The 17,172-nt window shown below is 61.3% G+C and carries 15 protein-coding genes; 7 read left to right on the forward strand and 8 right to left on the reverse strand.

What is annotated here, in order from left to right; translation table 11 throughout:
• Window positions 1–17: 17 nt before the first annotated feature.
• Together ftsH and V0R37_RS16165 are read right to left on the reverse strand one after the other, a co-directional pair.
• Window positions 18–1,913: an ATP-dependent zinc metalloprotease FtsH gene (gene ftsH / locus V0R37_RS16160; protein ID WP_420375483.1), complete on the reverse strand. Its 1,896-nt coding sequence runs from the start codon at window positions 1,911–1,913 to the stop codon at window positions 18–20.
• Window positions 1,914–2,035: 122 nt separating this feature from the next.
• Entirely contained in the window at window positions 2,036–2,671 is a 636-nt protein-coding gene (locus V0R37_RS16165; RefSeq protein ID WP_420375484.1) for an RlmE family RNA methyltransferase, read from the reverse strand.
• 17 nt (window positions 2,672–2,688) lie between these two features.
• Between V0R37_RS16165 and V0R37_RS16170 the strand changes: the two genes are divergently transcribed.
• Window positions 2,689–3,258 carry a YhbY family RNA-binding protein gene (locus V0R37_RS16170; RefSeq protein ID WP_420375485.1) on the forward strand — a complete coding sequence of 190 codons (570 nt, stop codon included), beginning with the start codon at window positions 2,689–2,691 and terminating at the stop codon, window positions 3,256–3,258.
• Window positions 3,259–3,493: 235 nt separating this feature from the next.
• On the opposite strand, the gene greA is transcribed toward V0R37_RS16170, so the two are convergent.
• Window positions 3,494–3,970, reverse strand: a complete 477-nt coding sequence (gene greA, locus V0R37_RS16175; RefSeq protein WP_420375486.1) for a transcription elongation factor GreA — start codon at window positions 3,968–3,970, stop codon at window positions 3,494–3,496.
• A 313-nt stretch (window positions 3,971–4,283) separates the two neighbouring features.
• Window positions 4,284–5,615, reverse strand: a complete 1,332-nt coding sequence (locus tag V0R37_RS16180) for a solute carrier family 23 protein (RefSeq protein ID WP_420375487.1) — start codon at window positions 5,613–5,615, stop codon at window positions 4,284–4,286.
• A gap of 139 nt (window positions 5,616–5,754) precedes the next feature.
• On the opposite strand from V0R37_RS16180, the gene V0R37_RS16185 reads away from it, so the two are divergent.
• Window positions 5,755–6,402: a histidine phosphatase family protein gene (locus V0R37_RS16185; RefSeq protein ID WP_420375488.1), complete on the forward strand. Its 648-nt coding sequence runs from the start codon at window positions 5,755–5,757 to the stop codon at window positions 6,400–6,402.
• Window positions 6,403–6,432: 30 nt separating this feature from the next.
• Window positions 6,433–6,879 (forward strand): YchJ family protein, encoded by a 447-nt coding sequence (locus V0R37_RS16190; RefSeq protein WP_420375489.1) that lies wholly within the window; start codon window positions 6,433–6,435, stop codon window positions 6,877–6,879.
• Here V0R37_RS16190 and V0R37_RS16195 read toward each other — a convergent pair.
• From V0R37_RS16195 to carA, 3 genes are read right to left on the reverse strand one after another with little or no spacing between them, the layout of a single operon-like run.
• Complete coding sequence (locus V0R37_RS16195; RefSeq protein ID WP_420375490.1) at window positions 6,876–7,631, reverse strand: SDR family oxidoreductase; 756 nt, start codon at window positions 7,629–7,631, stop codon at window positions 6,876–6,878. The genes V0R37_RS16190 and V0R37_RS16195 overlap by 4 nt on opposite strands.
• A 13-nt stretch (window positions 7,632–7,644) precedes the next feature.
• Window positions 7,645–10,887 carry a carbamoyl-phosphate synthase large subunit gene (carB, locus tag V0R37_RS16200; protein WP_420375491.1) on the reverse strand — a complete coding sequence of 1,081 codons (3,243 nt, stop codon included), beginning with the start codon at window positions 10,885–10,887 and terminating at the stop codon, window positions 7,645–7,647.
• A 9-nt stretch (window positions 10,888–10,896) separates the two neighbouring features.
• A complete protein-coding gene (carA, locus tag V0R37_RS16205; protein ID WP_420375599.1) occupies window positions 10,897–12,051 on the reverse strand; it encodes a glutamine-hydrolyzing carbamoyl-phosphate synthase small subunit in 1,155 nt (384 codons plus the stop codon).
• Between the two features lie 199 nt (window positions 12,052–12,250).
• Between carA and tal the strand changes: the two genes are divergently transcribed.
• The 4 genes from tal to V0R37_RS16225 are packed head-to-tail and all read left to right on the forward strand — an operon-like array spanning window position 12,251 to window position 15,971.
• Window positions 12,251–13,210 carry a transaldolase gene (gene tal, locus V0R37_RS16210; protein WP_420375492.1) on the forward strand — a complete coding sequence of 320 codons (960 nt, stop codon included), beginning with the start codon at window positions 12,251–12,253 and terminating at the stop codon, window positions 13,208–13,210.
• Between the two features lie 44 nt (window positions 13,211–13,254).
• On the forward strand, window positions 13,255–13,683 hold the full coding sequence (locus V0R37_RS16215) for a VOC family protein (RefSeq protein WP_420375493.1): 429 nt from the start codon (window positions 13,255–13,257) through the stop codon (window positions 13,681–13,683).
• 29 nt (window positions 13,684–13,712) lie between these two features.
• A complete protein-coding gene (locus tag V0R37_RS16220; protein WP_420375494.1) occupies window positions 13,713–14,849 on the forward strand; it encodes a winged helix-turn-helix domain-containing protein in 1,137 nt (378 codons plus the stop codon).
• A 51-nt stretch (window positions 14,850–14,900) separates the two neighbouring features.
• Window positions 14,901–15,971: a PA0069 family radical SAM protein gene (locus V0R37_RS16225; protein ID WP_420375495.1), complete on the forward strand. Its 1,071-nt coding sequence runs from the start codon at window positions 14,901–14,903 to the stop codon at window positions 15,969–15,971.
• A 15-nt stretch (window positions 15,972–15,986) separates the two neighbouring features.
• Here V0R37_RS16225 and V0R37_RS16230 read toward each other — a convergent pair whose 3' ends face one another.
• Window positions 15,987–17,132 (reverse strand): DJ-1/PfpI family protein, encoded by a 1,146-nt coding sequence (locus V0R37_RS16230; RefSeq protein ID WP_420375496.1) that lies wholly within the window; start codon window positions 17,130–17,132, stop codon window positions 15,987–15,989.
• Between the last annotated feature and the right edge of the window lie 40 nt (window positions 17,133–17,172).

The following is a 17,172-nucleotide window of genomic DNA, read 5'->3' on the forward strand; positions in this document are numbered from 1 at the left end:
CGCGTGCTGGATGAAACCTATACCGGCGTTGCGGCGGCATTGCCCCCGGCCGACGTCAGGCCGGTGGGCGGCGTCGTGCCCGACGCATCGTTATTGGACGACGGGGGTTGCGGCGCACGCGGCGGACGGCCTTCCATGATGTCCTGGATCTGGTCGGCGTCGATGGTTTCCCATTCGAGCAAGGCTGCCGTCATGGCTTCCATCTTGTCGCGGTTGTCTTCGATGATCTTGCGCGCGACCGTGTATTGCTGATCGATGATCGCGCGAATTTCGTGATCGACCTTTTGCATGGTGGCTTCGGACACATGGGTGGTCTTGGTCACGCTGCGGCCAAGGAAGACCTCGCCTTCGTTTTCGGCATAGACCACCGGCCCCAGCGAATCGGTCATGCCATAGCGCGTAACGATGTCGCGCGCTATCGCCGTGGCCCGTTCGAAGTCGTTGGATGCACCCGTGGTCATCTGGTTCATGAAGACCTCTTCGGCGATGCGGCCGCCGAACAATACGGCGATGGTGTTCAGCAGGCGTTCCTTGTCCATGCTGTAGCGGTCGCCTTCGGGCAACTGCATGGTCACGCCCAGCGCGCGGCCGCGCGGAATGATGGTGACCTTGTGCACGGGATCGGTCTTGGGCAGCATGCGTGCGACCAGGGCGTGGCCCGACTCGTGGTAAGCCGTGTTGCGGCGTTCTTCTTCGGGCATGATCAGCGAGCGGCGCTCCGCGCCCATGATGATCTTGTCCTTGGCCTTTTCGAAGTCGCTCATGTCGACCGTGCGGCCATTGCGGCGTGCCGCGAACAGCGCGGCTTCGTTGACGAGGTTGGCCAGGTCGGCGCCCGAGAAACCGGGCGTGCCGCGCGCCAGCACCAGCGCATCGACGTTGGTGGCCAGAGGCACCTTGCGCATGTGGACCTTGAGGATTTGCTCGCGTCCGCGGATATCGGGCAGGGACACCACGACCTGGCGGTCGAAGCGCCCCGGGCGCAGCAGCGCCGGATCGAGCACATCGGGACGGTTGGTGGCGGCAACCACCAATACGCCCTGGCCGGTTTCAAAGCCGTCCATCTCGACCAGCAACTGGTTCAGTGTTTGTTCGCGTTCGTCGTTGCCGCCGCCCAGGCCTGCGCCGCGCTGGCGGCCGACCGCATCGATTTCATCGATGAAGATGATGCAAGGCGCCTGCTTCTTGGCATTCTCGAACATGTCGCGTACGCGGGCCGCGCCCACGCCAACGAACATTTCCACGAAATCGGAACCGGAGATGCTGAAGAACGGGACCTTGGCCTCGCCGGCAATGGCCTTGGCCAGCAAGGTCTTGCCGGTGCCGGGCGAGCCGACCATCAGCACGCCGCGCGGAATGCGTCCGCCCAGGCGCTGGAACTTGGTGGGATCGCGCAGGAAGTCGACCAGTTCCTGGACGTCTTCCTTGGCTTCGTCGCAACCGGCGACATCGGCAAACGTAATATGGTTGGTGTTCTCATCGAGCATGCGGGCGCGCGATTTGCCGAAGCTGAACGCCCCGCCCTTGCCGCCGCCCTGCATCTGGCGCATGAAAAATACCCATACGCCGATCAGCAGCAGCATGGGGAACCACGAGATGAACAGGCTGGTCAGGAAGGAGGGTTCCTCGCGAGCCTTGCCGGAAACCTGCACGCCGGACTTGACCAATTCAGGCACCATCCACAGATCGCCGGGCGAGGTCAGGCTGTAGGGGCGTCCGGCATCGGGGGTGACGAACAGGGTGTCGCCCTGGATATCCACCTTGCTGATGCGGCCCGCCTGGGCGTCATTCATGAATTGGGTATAGGTCACGGTTTCGGCCGTGGTCGCGCGCCCGTCGAACTGCTTGAATACAGTAAACAGGACCAGCGCGATCACCATCCAGATCGCAACCTTGGAAAACGAGTTGTTCAAAGCCAACCTCCTACTTGTAACTTCGGCTTGCCAAACCCCCGCAATAACGGCAGCAAAACAAGTATGTCAATGACTCATTCTACTCGATAGAAGGAATCGCGTTTAAGAAAACCCTTGTGTCCCTACTGCTTCAAACGCCGCCCTACAAGAAAGGTCTCGGACGACTTGTCGCGCGATGCCTTGGGCTTGCGTTCGACGACTTTTTGAAAGTGCCGCTTGAAGGATTCGACGATCTGCGAGAAACCGCTGCCGTGGAAGGCCTTGACGATCAATGCGCCATCGGGCTTCAGGTGCCCGCAGGCAAAATCCAGGGCCAGATCGCACACATGCTGAATTCTAGCTGAATCCGCCGAGCCTACTCCTGATAAGTTGGGGGCCATGTCGGATATAACAAGGTCCACCTGCGCGCCTCCAAGCATATTTTTCAATTGCTCGAGCACGGCATCCTCGCGGAAGTCGCCCTGGATGAACTCCACCCCGGCAACGGGCTCCATGGGCAGCATGTCAAGCGCGATGATTCGCCCATTGATGACCCCGCCCGAAGCCACAAGGCGCTCGCGGGCCACTTGCGACCAACTGCCCGGCGCGGAACCCAAATCGATGACCGTATCGCCGGGGCGCATCAGTTTTTCGGTATCGAGAATCTCGGAAAGCTTGAAAGCCGCCCGCGCCCGGTACCCCTTCTGTTGCGCCATTTTGACGTAGGGATCATTAATATGTTGCTGAATCCATTCTTTTGAGAATTTTTTTTTGGCCATTCCCGTACAATCTCAATATGCCCAAACTCGACATTACTTCCCAAGAGCGTAGCGCCCTGCGCGCCGCCGCCCACCCTTTGCGCCCGGTCGTTCTGATTGGCGACCGCGGCTTGACCGAATCGGTGCTCAAAGAAATCGACCTCAACCTGAATGCGCACCAATTGATCAAGGTCCGCATAGCTGGCGAGGAACGCGAAGCGCGCAACGCCATGCAGGAAACCATTTGCGAGACCCTGTCGTGCGCGCTGGTTCACCACCTTGGCAAAACACTGATTATCTATCGGCCCGATGTCGCGGCCCAGCGTGCCAAGGCCGAAGAACAGTACGCGACCCGAGCGGTACGCAAGCCGTCGGAACCCCATACGCCCAAGAAACAGGCCGCTGAAGGCCTGACGCGAACCCGCCGCACAGAAAAAGCCAAGCGCGCCGCCCAGAAAACCGACAAACCCGAAACAGCGGCGCCTCGCGCTCGACGCGCCAGCGCGGCATCGGCTGATCGCGCCGATCATGGCATACCGCGCCGTTCTGGCAGCGCGCTATCGTTGCGTGCCGGGGCACGCCGCAATCTACGCCCCGGAAAACGCTGACCGCCGGCCAAGCCGGCATGCGCTTTCATGGCGCGCGGCTTCGCGGCGCGCAAATTATAAAGCCCAACACGTTCTGTGTATGGGCTTTTTTTTCCGCCGGGCCGCCCCAAGGTAAAAAGCGCCCCCTTTGGGGGCAGCAAGCCGAAGGCGCGGCGTGGGGGCTTTTTTGCTGCCCGGCCGCAAACGGCCGGTTATGCGGGTATTTTACAAGAGGATGGCGTGCGCCGCCGGCCTGCTACAGATAGCTGACGTTAAGGACTTCGAATTCGCGTATGCCCGCCGGCGCCTTGACTTCGACCACATCGCCCTCGCCTTTGCCGATCAGGGCCCGGGCCACGGGGCTGGAGACGGAAATAAGGTTGGCCCGGATGTCGGCCTCGACGTCGCCCACGATTTGATAGGTAACGCGTTCGCCCGATGCCAGGTCTTCGATTTCGACGGTGGCGCCGAACACGGCTTTGCCGTCGACATCGAGCGAAGCCGGGTCGATGACCTGAGCATTGGACAAGGTGCCTTCCAGCTCCTGGATGCGCCCTTCAACGAAGGCCTGGCGTTCGCGCGCGGCGTCGTATTCGGCGTTTTCAGATAGATCGCCCTGGGCGCGGGCCTCGGCGATGGCATTAATGACCGCAGGACGCTCGATGGTCTTCAAACGATGTAATTCTGCTTGCAAGCGCTCAGCGCCGCGTGTTGTCAACGGTATCGCAGACATAGGTATTCCTGAATAAAAAGTAAAAAGACGCTCCCCACAAAGGAGCGCCTATTAGTAAATTACTAGGGCGGAGAATACCGCCCATTGATGCGAACTAAAGGAATTGCTGGTTTTTTATAGCTGTAAACAACAATTAGGTCTAGTCCAAAATAAAACCCCGGCCTGGATGCAAACCGGGGATATGTAGCTATTGTCGGCAAACTTCAAGGAAATTGCAAGCCTTTGACCGAGCCGAATGCAAGCAGCCTTTAAAAACCGGTCAAACTATTGAAAATAAACTATTTTTCCTTGTAAATTATCGATACTGATTGCCTTACAGCAGCGATTTGCCCTTGTCCGATCCCAAACGCAGCAGCGCGTACAAAATGATGGCGCCGAAGGTTGCCGTGCCGATGCCGTCCAGCTTGAACGCCCCGAACTGGATAGAGAAATTGCCGGCGCCCAGCACCAGGGTGACGGCTGCCACGATAAGATTGCGGTTGTCGCTGAAATCGACCTGATTCACCACCCAGATACGGGCGCCGGCCACGGCGATCAGGCCGAACACCACGACGGACATCCCGCCCAGGACCGGCCCGGGAATGACCTGGATCAGCGCCCCGAACTTGGGCGAAAAGCCCAGCAGGATGGCGATGCAGGCAGCCACCACGAAAACCAGGGTGGAATAGATGCGGGTAACCGTCATGACGCCGATATTCTCGGCATAGGTCGTGACGCCCGTGCCTCCGACCGCGCCCGAGACCATGGTGGCCACGCCGTCGCCCACAAAGGCCCGGCCCAGATAGACGTCCAGATTTTTCCCCGTCATGGCGCTGACCGCCTTGATGTGGCCCAGGTTCTCGGCCACCAGGATGACGGCCACCGGCACGATCACGCTCATGGCATGCAACTGGAACACGGGGGCCGCGAACTGCGGCAGCCCCAGCCATGCGGCGTTGGCCACTCCGCTGAAATCGATGGGCTTGCCCATGCCCAATACATTGGTGAGCACCGCATAGATGACGCAGGCCAGCAGCAGGCCCACCAGGATCAGCAGGCGCTGGGTGGTGCCTCGGGTATAGACGGCGATTCCGCCCACGCACAGCACTGTCATGAGCGCCATCAGGGCGTCGAAAGTGGAACCGCCCATGGCGCCCTTGGCCGCGATGGGCGCCAGATTCAGGCCGATGACGGCAACGATGGCGCCGGTCACGACGGGCGGCATCCAGGTATCGATCCACTGGCTGGCCCCGCCGGAACGCGCATTCATCCACCATACCACCAGGCCGATCAGGGTATAAACGAAACCGCAGGCAATGATGGCGCCCAGCGCCACGCCGATATTGCCATTTGCCCCGGCGCCCGCATAGCCGGTCACCGCGATCACGCCGCCTATGAAGGCGAAGCTGGAGCCCAGGTAGCTGGGCACCCTGCCGCCCACGAACACGAAGAAGATCAGTGTGCCGATACCCGACATCAGGATGGCGACGTTCGGATCAAAGCCCATCAGCAAGGGCGCCAGTATCGTCGAACCGAACATGGCCACGACGTGCTGGGCGCCCATGGCAATGTTCTGCGGCCAGGACATGCATTCGTCAGGCTGGACAACGACGCCGCTGGCGTTGCTCTGGACTTTGCGCCAGCGCGGAAAATAAGTGTTCGACATGGGATACGCGCCCTTTATTGGAATTGAATTGCTGTTTTACTGAGGCGAGAGTGTACGGTCGCGAAGCATCGGACCGCAACACTTAATATACTGTTGTGTCTCCAGCGCCATCCGATTCATCCTTAAGTGAGTGCATTACGTGAATACCACCCGATTCTGGCTGATACGCCACGGCGAGACCCAATGGAATGCGGACAGACGGCTTCAGGGCTGGCTGGACATTCCGCTTAGCGCCGTCGGCGTCCAGCAGGCCCGGCAACTGAGCGGCCATCTGCGCTCGCCCTCTTTCGATGCAAAGATCGACCTGATCGTCGCCAGCGACCTGGTTCGCGCCTATGAAACCGCCCGCGACGCGGCCGGCCATTTCGGCCTGCCCATAGAACGCCATGCAGGCCTGCGCGAACGCTGCTATGGCATCTACGAGGGGCAGGATTGGGCGCTGCTGAATGGCGAACAGGAAGACGGATGCCGGATTAATTTCCGCGACCCCGACCAGGAGGTAGAAAAGGGAGAGACCCTGAGGGCATTCTCCACGCGCATCGCTCAAGCCTTCGAGGGCCTGGCGCGCGACCATCAAGGCAAGAACATCATGGTGTTTTCGCACGGCGGCGTCATCGACATCGCCTGGCGCATTGCCAACGGCCTGCCGCTGGACGCCGTCCGGCCCGATCCCATCCTGAACACCAGCATCAATCAGTTCGCCATCGACGAGAACAGGCGCTGGCACATCCGGGAATGGGGCCAAACCGAACACTTGGCCATGGCCGCTCTGGACGATGTCATTTAAGGCCGATCAGCACAAGATACGGAGCCGCGCATGAAACAAGACAAGCCCGGCGCGGCCCCTTGCCCTTGCGGCGGCGGGCCGGGCCTTTCCTATTCCGCTTGCTGCCAGCGCTTTATAGACGGGCAGGCGTCCGCGCCCGATGCCGAGCGCTTGATGCGATCCCGATACACCGCCTATGCGCTGGGCCTGGAGGCCTACCTGCTGGCGACCTGGCACCCCTTGACCCGGCCGGCCGGCCTGGATCTGGCTCCGCCGGGCCAGGCGCATGGCATACGCTGGCTGGGATTGATCGTGGAAAGCCACAGCAGGCTGGACGATACGCAGGCGGAAGTCGTTTTCACGGCGCGCTACCGGGAAGCGGGACGCGCCCATCGGCTACACGAGCGCAGCCGCTTCGTCCTGGAAAATGGACATTGGTTTTATGTCGATGGCGACGCCGATTTCGATGCGTCGCTGCCCATGGCCACGCGGACTTAATGCACCCGGGGCTTGCGCTTGCGCTTGAAAGCAAAGTAGTCGTATAGCCTGTCGGGCACCAGGCCCAGCAAGCGGGCCACCCCGGCCATTTGCCAAGGGATCACCTTGTACGATACGCCCTTGTCGATAGCCGCCGCGGCCTGTTCCGCAAACCGGTCCACCGGCATCAGGAAAGGCATCTTGTAGGGATTATGCGCCGTCATCGGGGTCTGGATGAAGCCCGGAGCAATCGTCACCACCTTGATCCCCGTCCGGCTCAACTCGACCCGCAAGCTTTCGCAATAAGTCCGGACAGCCGCCTTGGACGCGCTGTAGGCGCCCGCCCCAGGCAGGCCGCGCACGGCCGCCACGCTGGCGATTCCGGCCAGGCGGCCAGCCCCGCGCTGTTTCATCGAAGCAATGAACGGCTCGAAGGTGGCCACGGTGGCATTCAGGTTGGTTGCAACGATGGATTCGAATACCTGGAAATCGTCGAGTTCCTCGGTAAGCGTCCCGGCGCTGATCCCGGCGCTGGCGATGACGATATCGACCGGGCCTTCGGCCAGGAAATCCTGCGCGGCCGCATGCAGGGCGGCGCGGTCGCGGACATCGGCCACATAAATGCGATGGCTGCCCGGCAGGCTGTCCCGCAATGCCAGCAAGGCATCCCGGCGACGGCCCAGCAGGGCAAGCCGATCGCCGCGCCGCGCATAAAACAGGGCGAGCGCGGCGCCTATGCCGCTGCTCGCCCCGGTGATGAACACGCGCCTCATGAACGCGCCGCCCTTATTGGGCCGGCAAAGAAGCGTGCAGGTCTTGCAGGGAATACACCTTCAGGCCATCGCCCTGGCGCATATATTGCAGGCCTTCGACAGCCGCGCGCGCGCCCGCTATGGTGGTGAAGAAGGTTACCCGGGCCGCCAGCGCATTGGTGCGTATCATGCGCGAATCGGCGATCGCGTTGCGCCGCTCTTCGACCGTGTTGATGACCAGCGCGATTTCGCCGTTCTTGATCATGTCGACGATGTGCGGACGCCCTTCGGTGACCTTGTTGACCACCTGAACTTCCAGGCCGGCCGCCTCGATCGCCGCGGCCGTGCCGCGAGTGGCGACAATCTTGAAGCCCAGCTCGCTTAAGCCTCGGGCCACTTCCACGGCGCGCGGCTTGTCTTGCGCGCGCACGCTGATGAACGCCGTGCCGGATTCGGGCAGCAATACGCTGGCCGCCAATTGCGACTTGACGAAGGCCTCGCCAAAGCTCATGCCCACACCCATGACTTCGCCGGTGGATTTCATTTCAGGCCCCAGGATGGTGTCCACGCCCGGGAACTTGACGAAGGGGAACACCGCTTCTTTCACGGAGTAATAGGAGGGAACGATTTCCTTGCGTATGCCCTGCTCGGCCAGCGTATTGCCCGCCATGGCCCGTGCCGCGATCTTGGCCAGTTGCAGTCCGGTCGCCTTGGATACATAGGGCACCGTGCGCGAGGCGCGCGGATTGACCTCAAGCACATACACGTCGCCGTCCTGGATGGCGAACTGCACGTTCATCAGGCCCTTCACGTTCAGAGCGCGCGCCATCAGCGATGTCTGGCGCTTGATCTCGGCGATGATCTCGGCCGACAGGGAGTACGGCGGCAGGCTGCAGGCCGAATCGCCGGAATGCACGCCGGCCTGTTCGATATGCTCCATGACGCCGCCGATGAACACGGTTTCGCCGTCGGCCAGGCAATCCACGTCGACCTCGGTCGCGTTGTTCAGGAAATGATCCAGCAGGACCGGCGAATCGTTGCTGACCTTGACGGCTTCGCGCATGTAGCGCTCGAGGTCCTGCTGCTCGTGAACGATTTCCATGGCCCGCCCGCCCAGCACATAGCTGGGGCGCACCACCAGGGGGTAGCCGATTTCAGAGGCATGGGCGAGGGCTTCGCCTTCAGTGCGCGCCGTGCGGTTGGGCGGCTGGCGCAAGCCCAGCTTGTTCAGCAGCTTCTGGAAGCGCTCGCGGTCTTCGGCCACGTCGATGGATTCGGGGCTGGTGCCGATGATGGGCACGCCATTGGCCTCGAGGGCGCGCGCCAGCTTCAGCGGCGTCTGGCCGCCATACTGCACGATCATGCCGACGGGGTTTTCCTTGTGGACGATTTCCAGCACGTCTTCGAGCGTAAGGGGCTCGAAGTACAAGCGATCGGAGGTATCGTAGTCGGTGGAAACTGTTTCGGGATTGCAGTTGACCATGATGGTTTCATAGCCGTCTTCGCGCAATGCCAGGGCTGCGTGCACGCAGCAATAATCGAATTCGATGCCCTGCCCGATGCGATTGGGGCCGCCGCCAAGCACAATGATTTTCTTGCGGTCGGTGGGCGCGGCCTCGCACTCGTCTTCGTAGGTGGAATACATATACGCCGTGCGGGTCGGAAACTCGGCGGCGCAGGTGTCGACGCGTTTGTAGACCGGGCGGACGCCAAGCTGATGGCGCAACTTGCGCACTTCGGCTTCCGAGGTGTCCAGCAGGAAGGCCAGGCGACGATCGGAAAAGCCCCGGCGCTTCAGTTGCCAGACGGTGTCGTGGTCCAGGTCGGCCAGGGTCTTCTGTTCGAGCGCGAGCTCGATATCGACGATTTCCTTGATCTGGGCCAGGAACCAGGGATCGATGCTGGTCAAGCCGTGGACTTCTTCAAGGCTGAAGCCCTGGGCGAAGGCGTCGCCCACGTACCAGATGCGTTCCGGGCCGGGCTCGCCCAGCTCGATCTGCAGCTTCTCGCGATCGGTGGTTTTTTGATTCAGGCCGTCGACGCCGACTTCCAGCCCGCGCAAGGCTTTCTGGAAGGATTCCTGGAAGGTCCGGCCTATGGCCATGACTTCGCCCACGGATTTCATTTGCGTGGTCAGGCGCGAATCGGCCTGGGGGAATTTCTCGAAGGCAAAACGGGGAACCTTAGTCACCACGTAGTCGATCGAAGGCTCGAACGACGCCGGCGTGGCGCCGCCCGTGATTTCGTTCTTGAGTTCGTCCAGCGTATAGCCCACGGCCAGGCGCGCCGCCACCTTGGCGATGGGGAAACCCGTGGCCTTGGAGGCCAGCGCCGAGGAGCGCGACACGCGCGGATTCATCTCGATGACGATCATGCGGCCGGTCTGCGGATTGACCGCGAACTGCACGTTGGAACCACCCGTATCGACGCCGATTTCGCGCAATACCGCGATCGATGCGTTGCGCATGATCTGGTATTCCTTGTCGGTCAGGGTTTGCGCGGGCGCGACGGTGATGGAGTCGCCCGTATGCACGCCCATGGGGTCCAGGTTCTCGATCGAGCAGACGATAATGCAGTTGTCGGCGCAATCGCGCACGACTTCCATTTCGTATTCTTTCCAGCCCAGCAGCGACTCCTCGATGAGCAATTCCTTGGTGGGAGAGGCTTCCAGGCCGCGCCTGCAAATGCTTTCGAACTCTTCGCTGTTGTAGGCGATGCCGCCGCCCGAGCCGCCCATGGTGAAACTGGGGCGGATGACCACGGGAAAGCCGGCGTTGCCGGCTTCGTCGCCGATGCGGCGCTGGACTTCCCAGGCCTCATCCATGGAGTGAGCCACGCCGGACTTGGCCGACTCCAGGCCGATCTTGGTCATGGCCTGCTTGAATTTCTGGCGATCCTCGGCCTTCTCGATGGCATGTTCGTTGGCGCCGATCAGTTCGACGCCATACTTTTCAAGCACGCCTTGATGGACCAGGTCGAGCGCGCAATTGAGCGCCGTCTGGCCACCCATCGTGGGCAACAACGCATCGGGTTTTTCCCGTTCGATGATTTTTTCGACGGCCTGCCAGGTGATGGGCTCGATGTAGGTGACGTCGGCCGTCTCCGGATCGGTCATGATGGTGGCCGGATTGCTGTTCACCAATATGGTGCGGTAGCCGTCGGCCTTCAGGGCCTTGCAGGCCTGTGCGCCGGAGTAGTCGAATTCGCAGGCCTGACCGATGATGATCGGGCCCGCGCCAATGATGAGAATGCTTTTTATATCTGAACGCTTTGGCATATTGCTGAATTATTTTTTATTGGCCATGAGGCTGATGAATTTATCGAAGAGCACCACGATATCGTGTGGGCCGGGGCTGGCTTCGGGATGGCCCTGGAAGCAGAATGCGGGGCTGTCGGTGAGCTCGAAGCCTTGCAGCGTGCCGTCGAACAGCGATACATGCGTAACGCGGGCGTTGGCCGGCAGGGAATCGGGATCGACATTGAAGCCGTGATTCTGGCTGGTGATGAACACCCGGCCCGTATCCAGGTCCTGTACGGGATGGTTGGCGCCATGGTGGCCGGTTTTCATCTTGATGGTCTTGGCGCCCATGCCCAAGCCAAGAATCTGCTGTCCCAGGCATATGCCGAACAAAGGTATCTTTTGCTGAAGCGCCGCCTTGCAGGCATCGATGGCGTAATCGCAAGGTTCGGGATCGCCGGGGCCGTTGGACAGGAAGATGCCGTCCGGCTTCAGGGCCAGCACGTCGGCCACGGGAGTTTGCGCCGGAACCAGCGTGATGCGGCAGCCGCGATCGGCCAGCAAACGCAGAATGTTGGTCTTGATGCCGTAGTCGTAGGCCACGACGTGGTAGGTATGGCTGTCGGGTTGCGAAAAACCCTTGCCCAATTGCCATGTGCCGGCATGCCAGTCGTTCGAAGCCTTGATGGAGACCACCTTGGCCAGGTCCTGGCCCGACATGCCCGGGAAGTCGCGGGCCAGTTGCACGGCGCGTTCGGCATCGTCGCCCACCAGGATGCAGGCGCCCTGCGCCCCGCCGTCGCGCAGTATGCGCGTGAGCTTGCGGGTATCGATGCCGGAAATGGCCACGACGCCCTGCGCCTTCAGGTAATCGGGCAGGGATTGCGTGGCACGGAAGTTGGAGACGCGCAGCGAGCAGTCGCGCACGACCAGCCCGGCCGCATGCACCTGCGTGGATTCGACATCTTCGTCGTTGACGCCGGTATTGCCGATATGAGGATAGGTAAGGGTAACGATTTGCCCGTTGTAGCTGGGATCGGTCAGAATTTCCTGATACCCGGTCATGGCGGTGTTGAAGACGATTTCGGCGACGCAATAACCATCGGCGCCGATAGAGACACCCTTGAAGATGGTACCGTCCGCCAAGGCAAGAATTGCTGTGGGAGCCTGGACAGACCCCTCGGAAAAGAGTGACGGCAGCACTGTAAACCCCGGTTGTAAAGTCAATAATTAAACCTTCTAATTATACCTTGAGACTGCTAAGGTCTAATTAAATGGGTGTAAATGCGGTACAAGGCCGCGCCTTGCGCCTGTAGGCTTTGCTGAAATAGTCTACAGTTTGCAAAGCGGCGATTAATACGCCGCGGCCCGCCTCGTATTGTCTTGAACGGTGTAAAAAATCATGTCCAACCAGCTCGATTCCCTGCGTCAGTTTACAACCGTCGTCGCCGACACCGGCGATTTCGATACCATGCGCAAGCATCGCCCCACCGATGCCACGACCAACCCATCGCTTATCCTGAAGGCGGTGCAACAAGAAGAAAACCGGCATCTGCTGGAAAAAACAGTGGCGGATCACGCCAGCGCCTCCAGCGCGGAGCTGGCCGATCAGTTGCTGGTCGCTTTCGGAAAGGAAATCCTGGGTATCATTCCCGGCCGGGTATCGACCGAAGTCGACGCACGGCTATCCTTCGATACGCAAGCCAGCATCGAGCGTGCCCGCCAGATTATCGGCATGTACCTGCGCGCCGGCATCGAGCGCGAACGGGTGCTGATCAAGCTGGCATCCACCTGGGAAGGCATCCAGGCCGCCAAGGTATTGCAGGCCGAAGGCATACGCTGCAACATGACTTTGCTGTTCGCCCTGCCCCAGGCGCTGGCATGCGCCCAGGCCAAGGCGCAGCTGATATCGCCTTTCGTGGGCCGCATTTACGACTGGCACAAGAAAGCGGCGGGCGCCCAATGGGACGAAGCCGCCAATGCCGGCGCGGCCGACCCAGGCGTGCTGTCGGTAAAGCGCATATACGACTATTACAAGGCCTACGACATCCCCACGGAAATCATGGGGGCCAGTTTCCGGAATATCGGCCAAATACGGGCGCTGGCCGGCTGCGACCTGCTGACCATCAGTCCCGACCTGCTGAATCAGCTTTCGCAAAGCACCGAACCGCTGGAACGGGCTCTCGACCCGCAGGAAGCCCGGAAAACCGCGCCCGAATGGGTGGCCAGCAACGAGGTCGCGTTCCGCACCGAACTGAACCAGGACGCCATGGCGACCGAGAAACTGGCCGAAGGCATACGCGTGTTCACGGCGGACGGAATCAAGCTGGACGCGCTCATTGCGCAGGCGCGGCAAAAATAGAAGCCAGGGTGCAAACAGCTAAAAATGGTTGAACCGGAGAAACAATGGAAATACATGAATTGCATCGCGGCCGATTGATCGACCACATCCAATTGGTAGTGCGCGACCTGGACGCCAGCCGGGCCTTTTATTCCGCCATCCTCGACACCCTGGGCATACCCATGGGCGGTACCGGCGACGGTTTTTTCTGGGCCGACGAGCTCGTCGTCTCCAGCGCCGATAGCCCGGCTGCGCAGGGCCGGCTGACCGGTCCCGTTCATCTGGCGTTCCAGGCACGCGACCAGGCCATGGTCTCCGCCTTTTACAAGGCGGCGCTGGATCATGGCGGCAAAGATAACGGCGCTCCGGGATTGCGTGAATACCACCCCGACTACTACGCGGCTTTTGTGATCGACCCCGACGGCAACAATATCGAAGCGGTATTCCATGGGCCGGCGCAGCGCAGCGCCCCATCCGTCAAAGTCACTTTTTGAACCGCTTTCGTCCAGGACACTAAGCAAGCATGCGGCTCGATATAAGCCAATCGCAGGCCCGCCGGCTATGGCTGCGGGCCCAAAGACTGGATGCCGACGCCCCGTTCGGCGGCGGCCCCCAAGCCACGCCTGCGGCAGTCCGGCACCTGGGCTATGTGCAGATCGACACCATCAACGTCATCGAGCGCTGCCACCACCACATTCTCTGGACACGGATTCCCGATTACCGGCGCGATCATTTGCGGCAGGCGCAGACCGTGGACAAGACGGTGTTCGAATACTGGACTCACGCTTTGTCGTACATTCCGGCCGACGATCTACGATTCTTCATGGGCGACATGAAACAGCAGCGCCTGTCGCCGCGAAGCTGGTTCAGCTCCGTGACGGAAAGCGAGCTTCGCAGAGTGATCACTCGCGTTCGCGACAACGGGGCATTATCGATACGCGATATCGATGACGACGAACTGGTGGAAAAAGATCATGCCTGGGCCAGCAGAAAGCCTTCGAAACGGGCATTGCAATTGGCTTTTCACATCGGCAAACTGACGGTCAGCGAACGTACCGGCATGCTGAAGACCTACGAGCTTATGGACCGGCATTTTCAATGGGACAGACCGCCCAGGAAAGCCAGCGAGAAACAGGTCATCGATTATCTACTGGACAGGGCGCTGCGATCGCAGGGCCTGGTCAGCCTGGACTCGGCCTGTCACCTGAACGCCGGGCGCAAGCCCCTGCTTCGCCAGGCCATCGAGAAACGGGTGAAACAAGGGAAGCTGATTCCCGTGGCGATAGACGGCGCCGGCAAGGCCGAACACTGGTCGCTCCCCGAAACAGTGGCCGATATCCCATCGGAAACGGCAGGCGTTCATATTCTTTCGCCCTTCGATCCCTTGGTCATCCAGCGCAAGCGGCTGAAGATGTTCTTCGACTACGAGCACTTGTTCGAAGCCTATGTGCCCAAGGAGAAGCGCATTTATGGGTATATGGGGCTGCCGGTGCTGGTCGATGACGAAATCGTGGCGGTTCTGGACCTGAAGGCGGATCGCGCCCGCCGCGAACTGCTGTTGCAGGCCTGGACATGGGTGGGGAAAGGCCGCCGGTCCACGCACAAACGCATCATCGAAGAAAAGCTGCATTCATTCGAGAAATTTCAATTCGCATCGTAGGCATAGGCGCTATATACTGTGTATTTATACAGTATATAGCGGGGATACGCCATGCGCGCCACACCCATCAAAGGCCGGGGCAGCCTGTCGAACGGGACGTCCCGGTTCGAGGCCTTCCAACGCGTATCGTTCGACGACGAATGGGAAACAAGCCAGACGGACGGCACTCCCAAGCCGGCCACGACCGTCACCGCCGAAACGGCCAAATCCATCATTTCGCGCAACGATTCGCCGGACATTCCTTTCGATCAGTCCATCAATCCGTACAGAGGCTGCGAACATGGCTGCATATACTGCTATGCGCGGCCCACGCATGCCTACCTGAACCATTCCCCCGGCCTGGACTTCGAAACCAAGCTCTATGCCAAGCACAACGCGGCTGACCTATTGCGCAAGGCCCTGTCCAGCCCTTCGTATGTCCCCAAGCTGATAGCGCTTGGGGCCAACACCGATCCCTACCAGCCCATAGAACGGCGGCTACGGATAACGGCTTCAATCCTGGCTGTGTTGCAGGAATTCAATCACCCGGTCGCCATTACGACCAAGTCCGCCTCGGTCACCCAGGATATCGAGCTGCTCGCGCAAATGGCCGGCAAGAACCTGGTCCGGGTGTTCATGTCGGTCGGCACGCTGGACCGCGAGATCGTCCGCACTCTGGAGCCCCGCGCCAGCACGCCCGGCGCGCGCCTGGAGGCGCTGCGCAAACTCAGCGAGGCCGGGGTACCCACCGGTGTCATCGTCGCGCCCGTCATTCCCTCGGTGACCGACCACGACATGGAAAGAGTCCTGTTCAGCGCAAAGGACGCGGGCGCAAGGGACGCCGCCTACGTCCTGCTGCGGCTGCCGCTTGAAATAGCCGATTTGTTCCGCGAATGGCTGGCGGCCCACCACCCCTTGAAAGAGGCGCACGTCATGAATCTGATCAAGCAGATGCGCGGCGGCCGGGCTTATGACTCCGACTTCGGCATCCGGATGAAAGGCAGCGGCGTGTTTGCCGACCTTCTTGAGCAGCGCTTCAGGAAGGCCTGTGCGAAAGCCGGCCTGAACCTGACCCGGCACCCCCTGGATACGTCGCTTTTCCGCCGTCCAGCCGAAAACAAGCGCCAGCTGGATCTGTTTTAACCATCCGCCCGCCATTTACCCGGCGCAGGCCAGGCCGGGCGCCGCCGGATCGGGTCCGGCGTATTCCATCTCCTGCATGACCCAGTCGCGCCGCGCAGTCCCGTAGCGCTCGGCGATGTCGCACAAAGCCCGGTCCAGTTGCCGAACCGGCTTCAGTCCTTTTGGAAAAGGCAGGCGCGGCGATTGGCCGGCAAGCGGTTGCGCCATAAGCACAAGGCCGCTGCGCAGGGTAACCGGGCCGGACGCCGACGCCGCCTGGATGCTGGCGCGGCCGGTGCGCGACCAGGCATCCGCAACCAGCGCAAGGGCAACGTCGTCGGTGCCATCCTCCACCTCGATACTCCAGCGCTCGTCGCGCCAGAACGCAGCCTTGTTCAACACATATTCCCAAGCCCGACCCGCGTTCAGGCCGAAGAGCGCGCTGTCGTGCCGCGTATCCCAACTGTCGACCCCCATATCCCGGGCGACGGCTCGCGCCTTGTCCGGACCTGCGATGGCTTCCACAAGCGCGAGCGTGGCCGGCACCGAAGCCGTTATGCCCGTCGTGGTGGCAACGCCGCGATCGACCATATAGCGCTGATGCGGCACGTATGTCGCACCGGGGTGGTCAAGCAATGTATCGCGGTCGTACCAGTGGCCGGTGAAACGCCGGCCATCGAGCAGCCCGGCGCGGCCAAGCACCCGGGCGCCGGAACATAGGCCGATTATCCGCGCGCCCCGCTGCGCCTGCCCTTGCAGCCAGGCGAGGACGGCGGGATCGTCATCGGGATCCATGGCCGGCACGATGACATAGTCCGCGCCCGAGGGATGCGTGCGATCGAAACCGGAGAAGTCCCGCACCCCTTCGATCCGCAGCGCGGGGTACAGCGCCACCCGGCCGGGACGCGGCGCGACGATGCGCACGTCGGCCACGTCGGCCCGTTTCAACACAGCGTGCGGCAGCAGAAGATCCGTCATTTCGGTACCCTGGTTCAAGGCCAGCACAGCGACCACCGGCCGGCCGCTCCGACTTGGCTTCAAGGCTTCGACGAATGCCTGTTTCTGGCGCTGGGCAAGGGCGATATCGTCCGGCGCGGGCGGCAGGGGCGCTCGCCCCTCGCATGCAGCCAGCAGTAATGCCGCAATGCTTGCGCCCAGCATCGCCCGTAGTAAGCTAAGCATGGCTGCCTCCCTTCCATAACCGTAATGTATCGAGTCTAGC

Origin of the sequence: Pollutimonas rozaliensis, assembly GCF_048751585.1 — a bacterium.
GTDB lineage: Bacteria > Pseudomonadota > Gammaproteobacteria > Burkholderiales > Burkholderiaceae_B.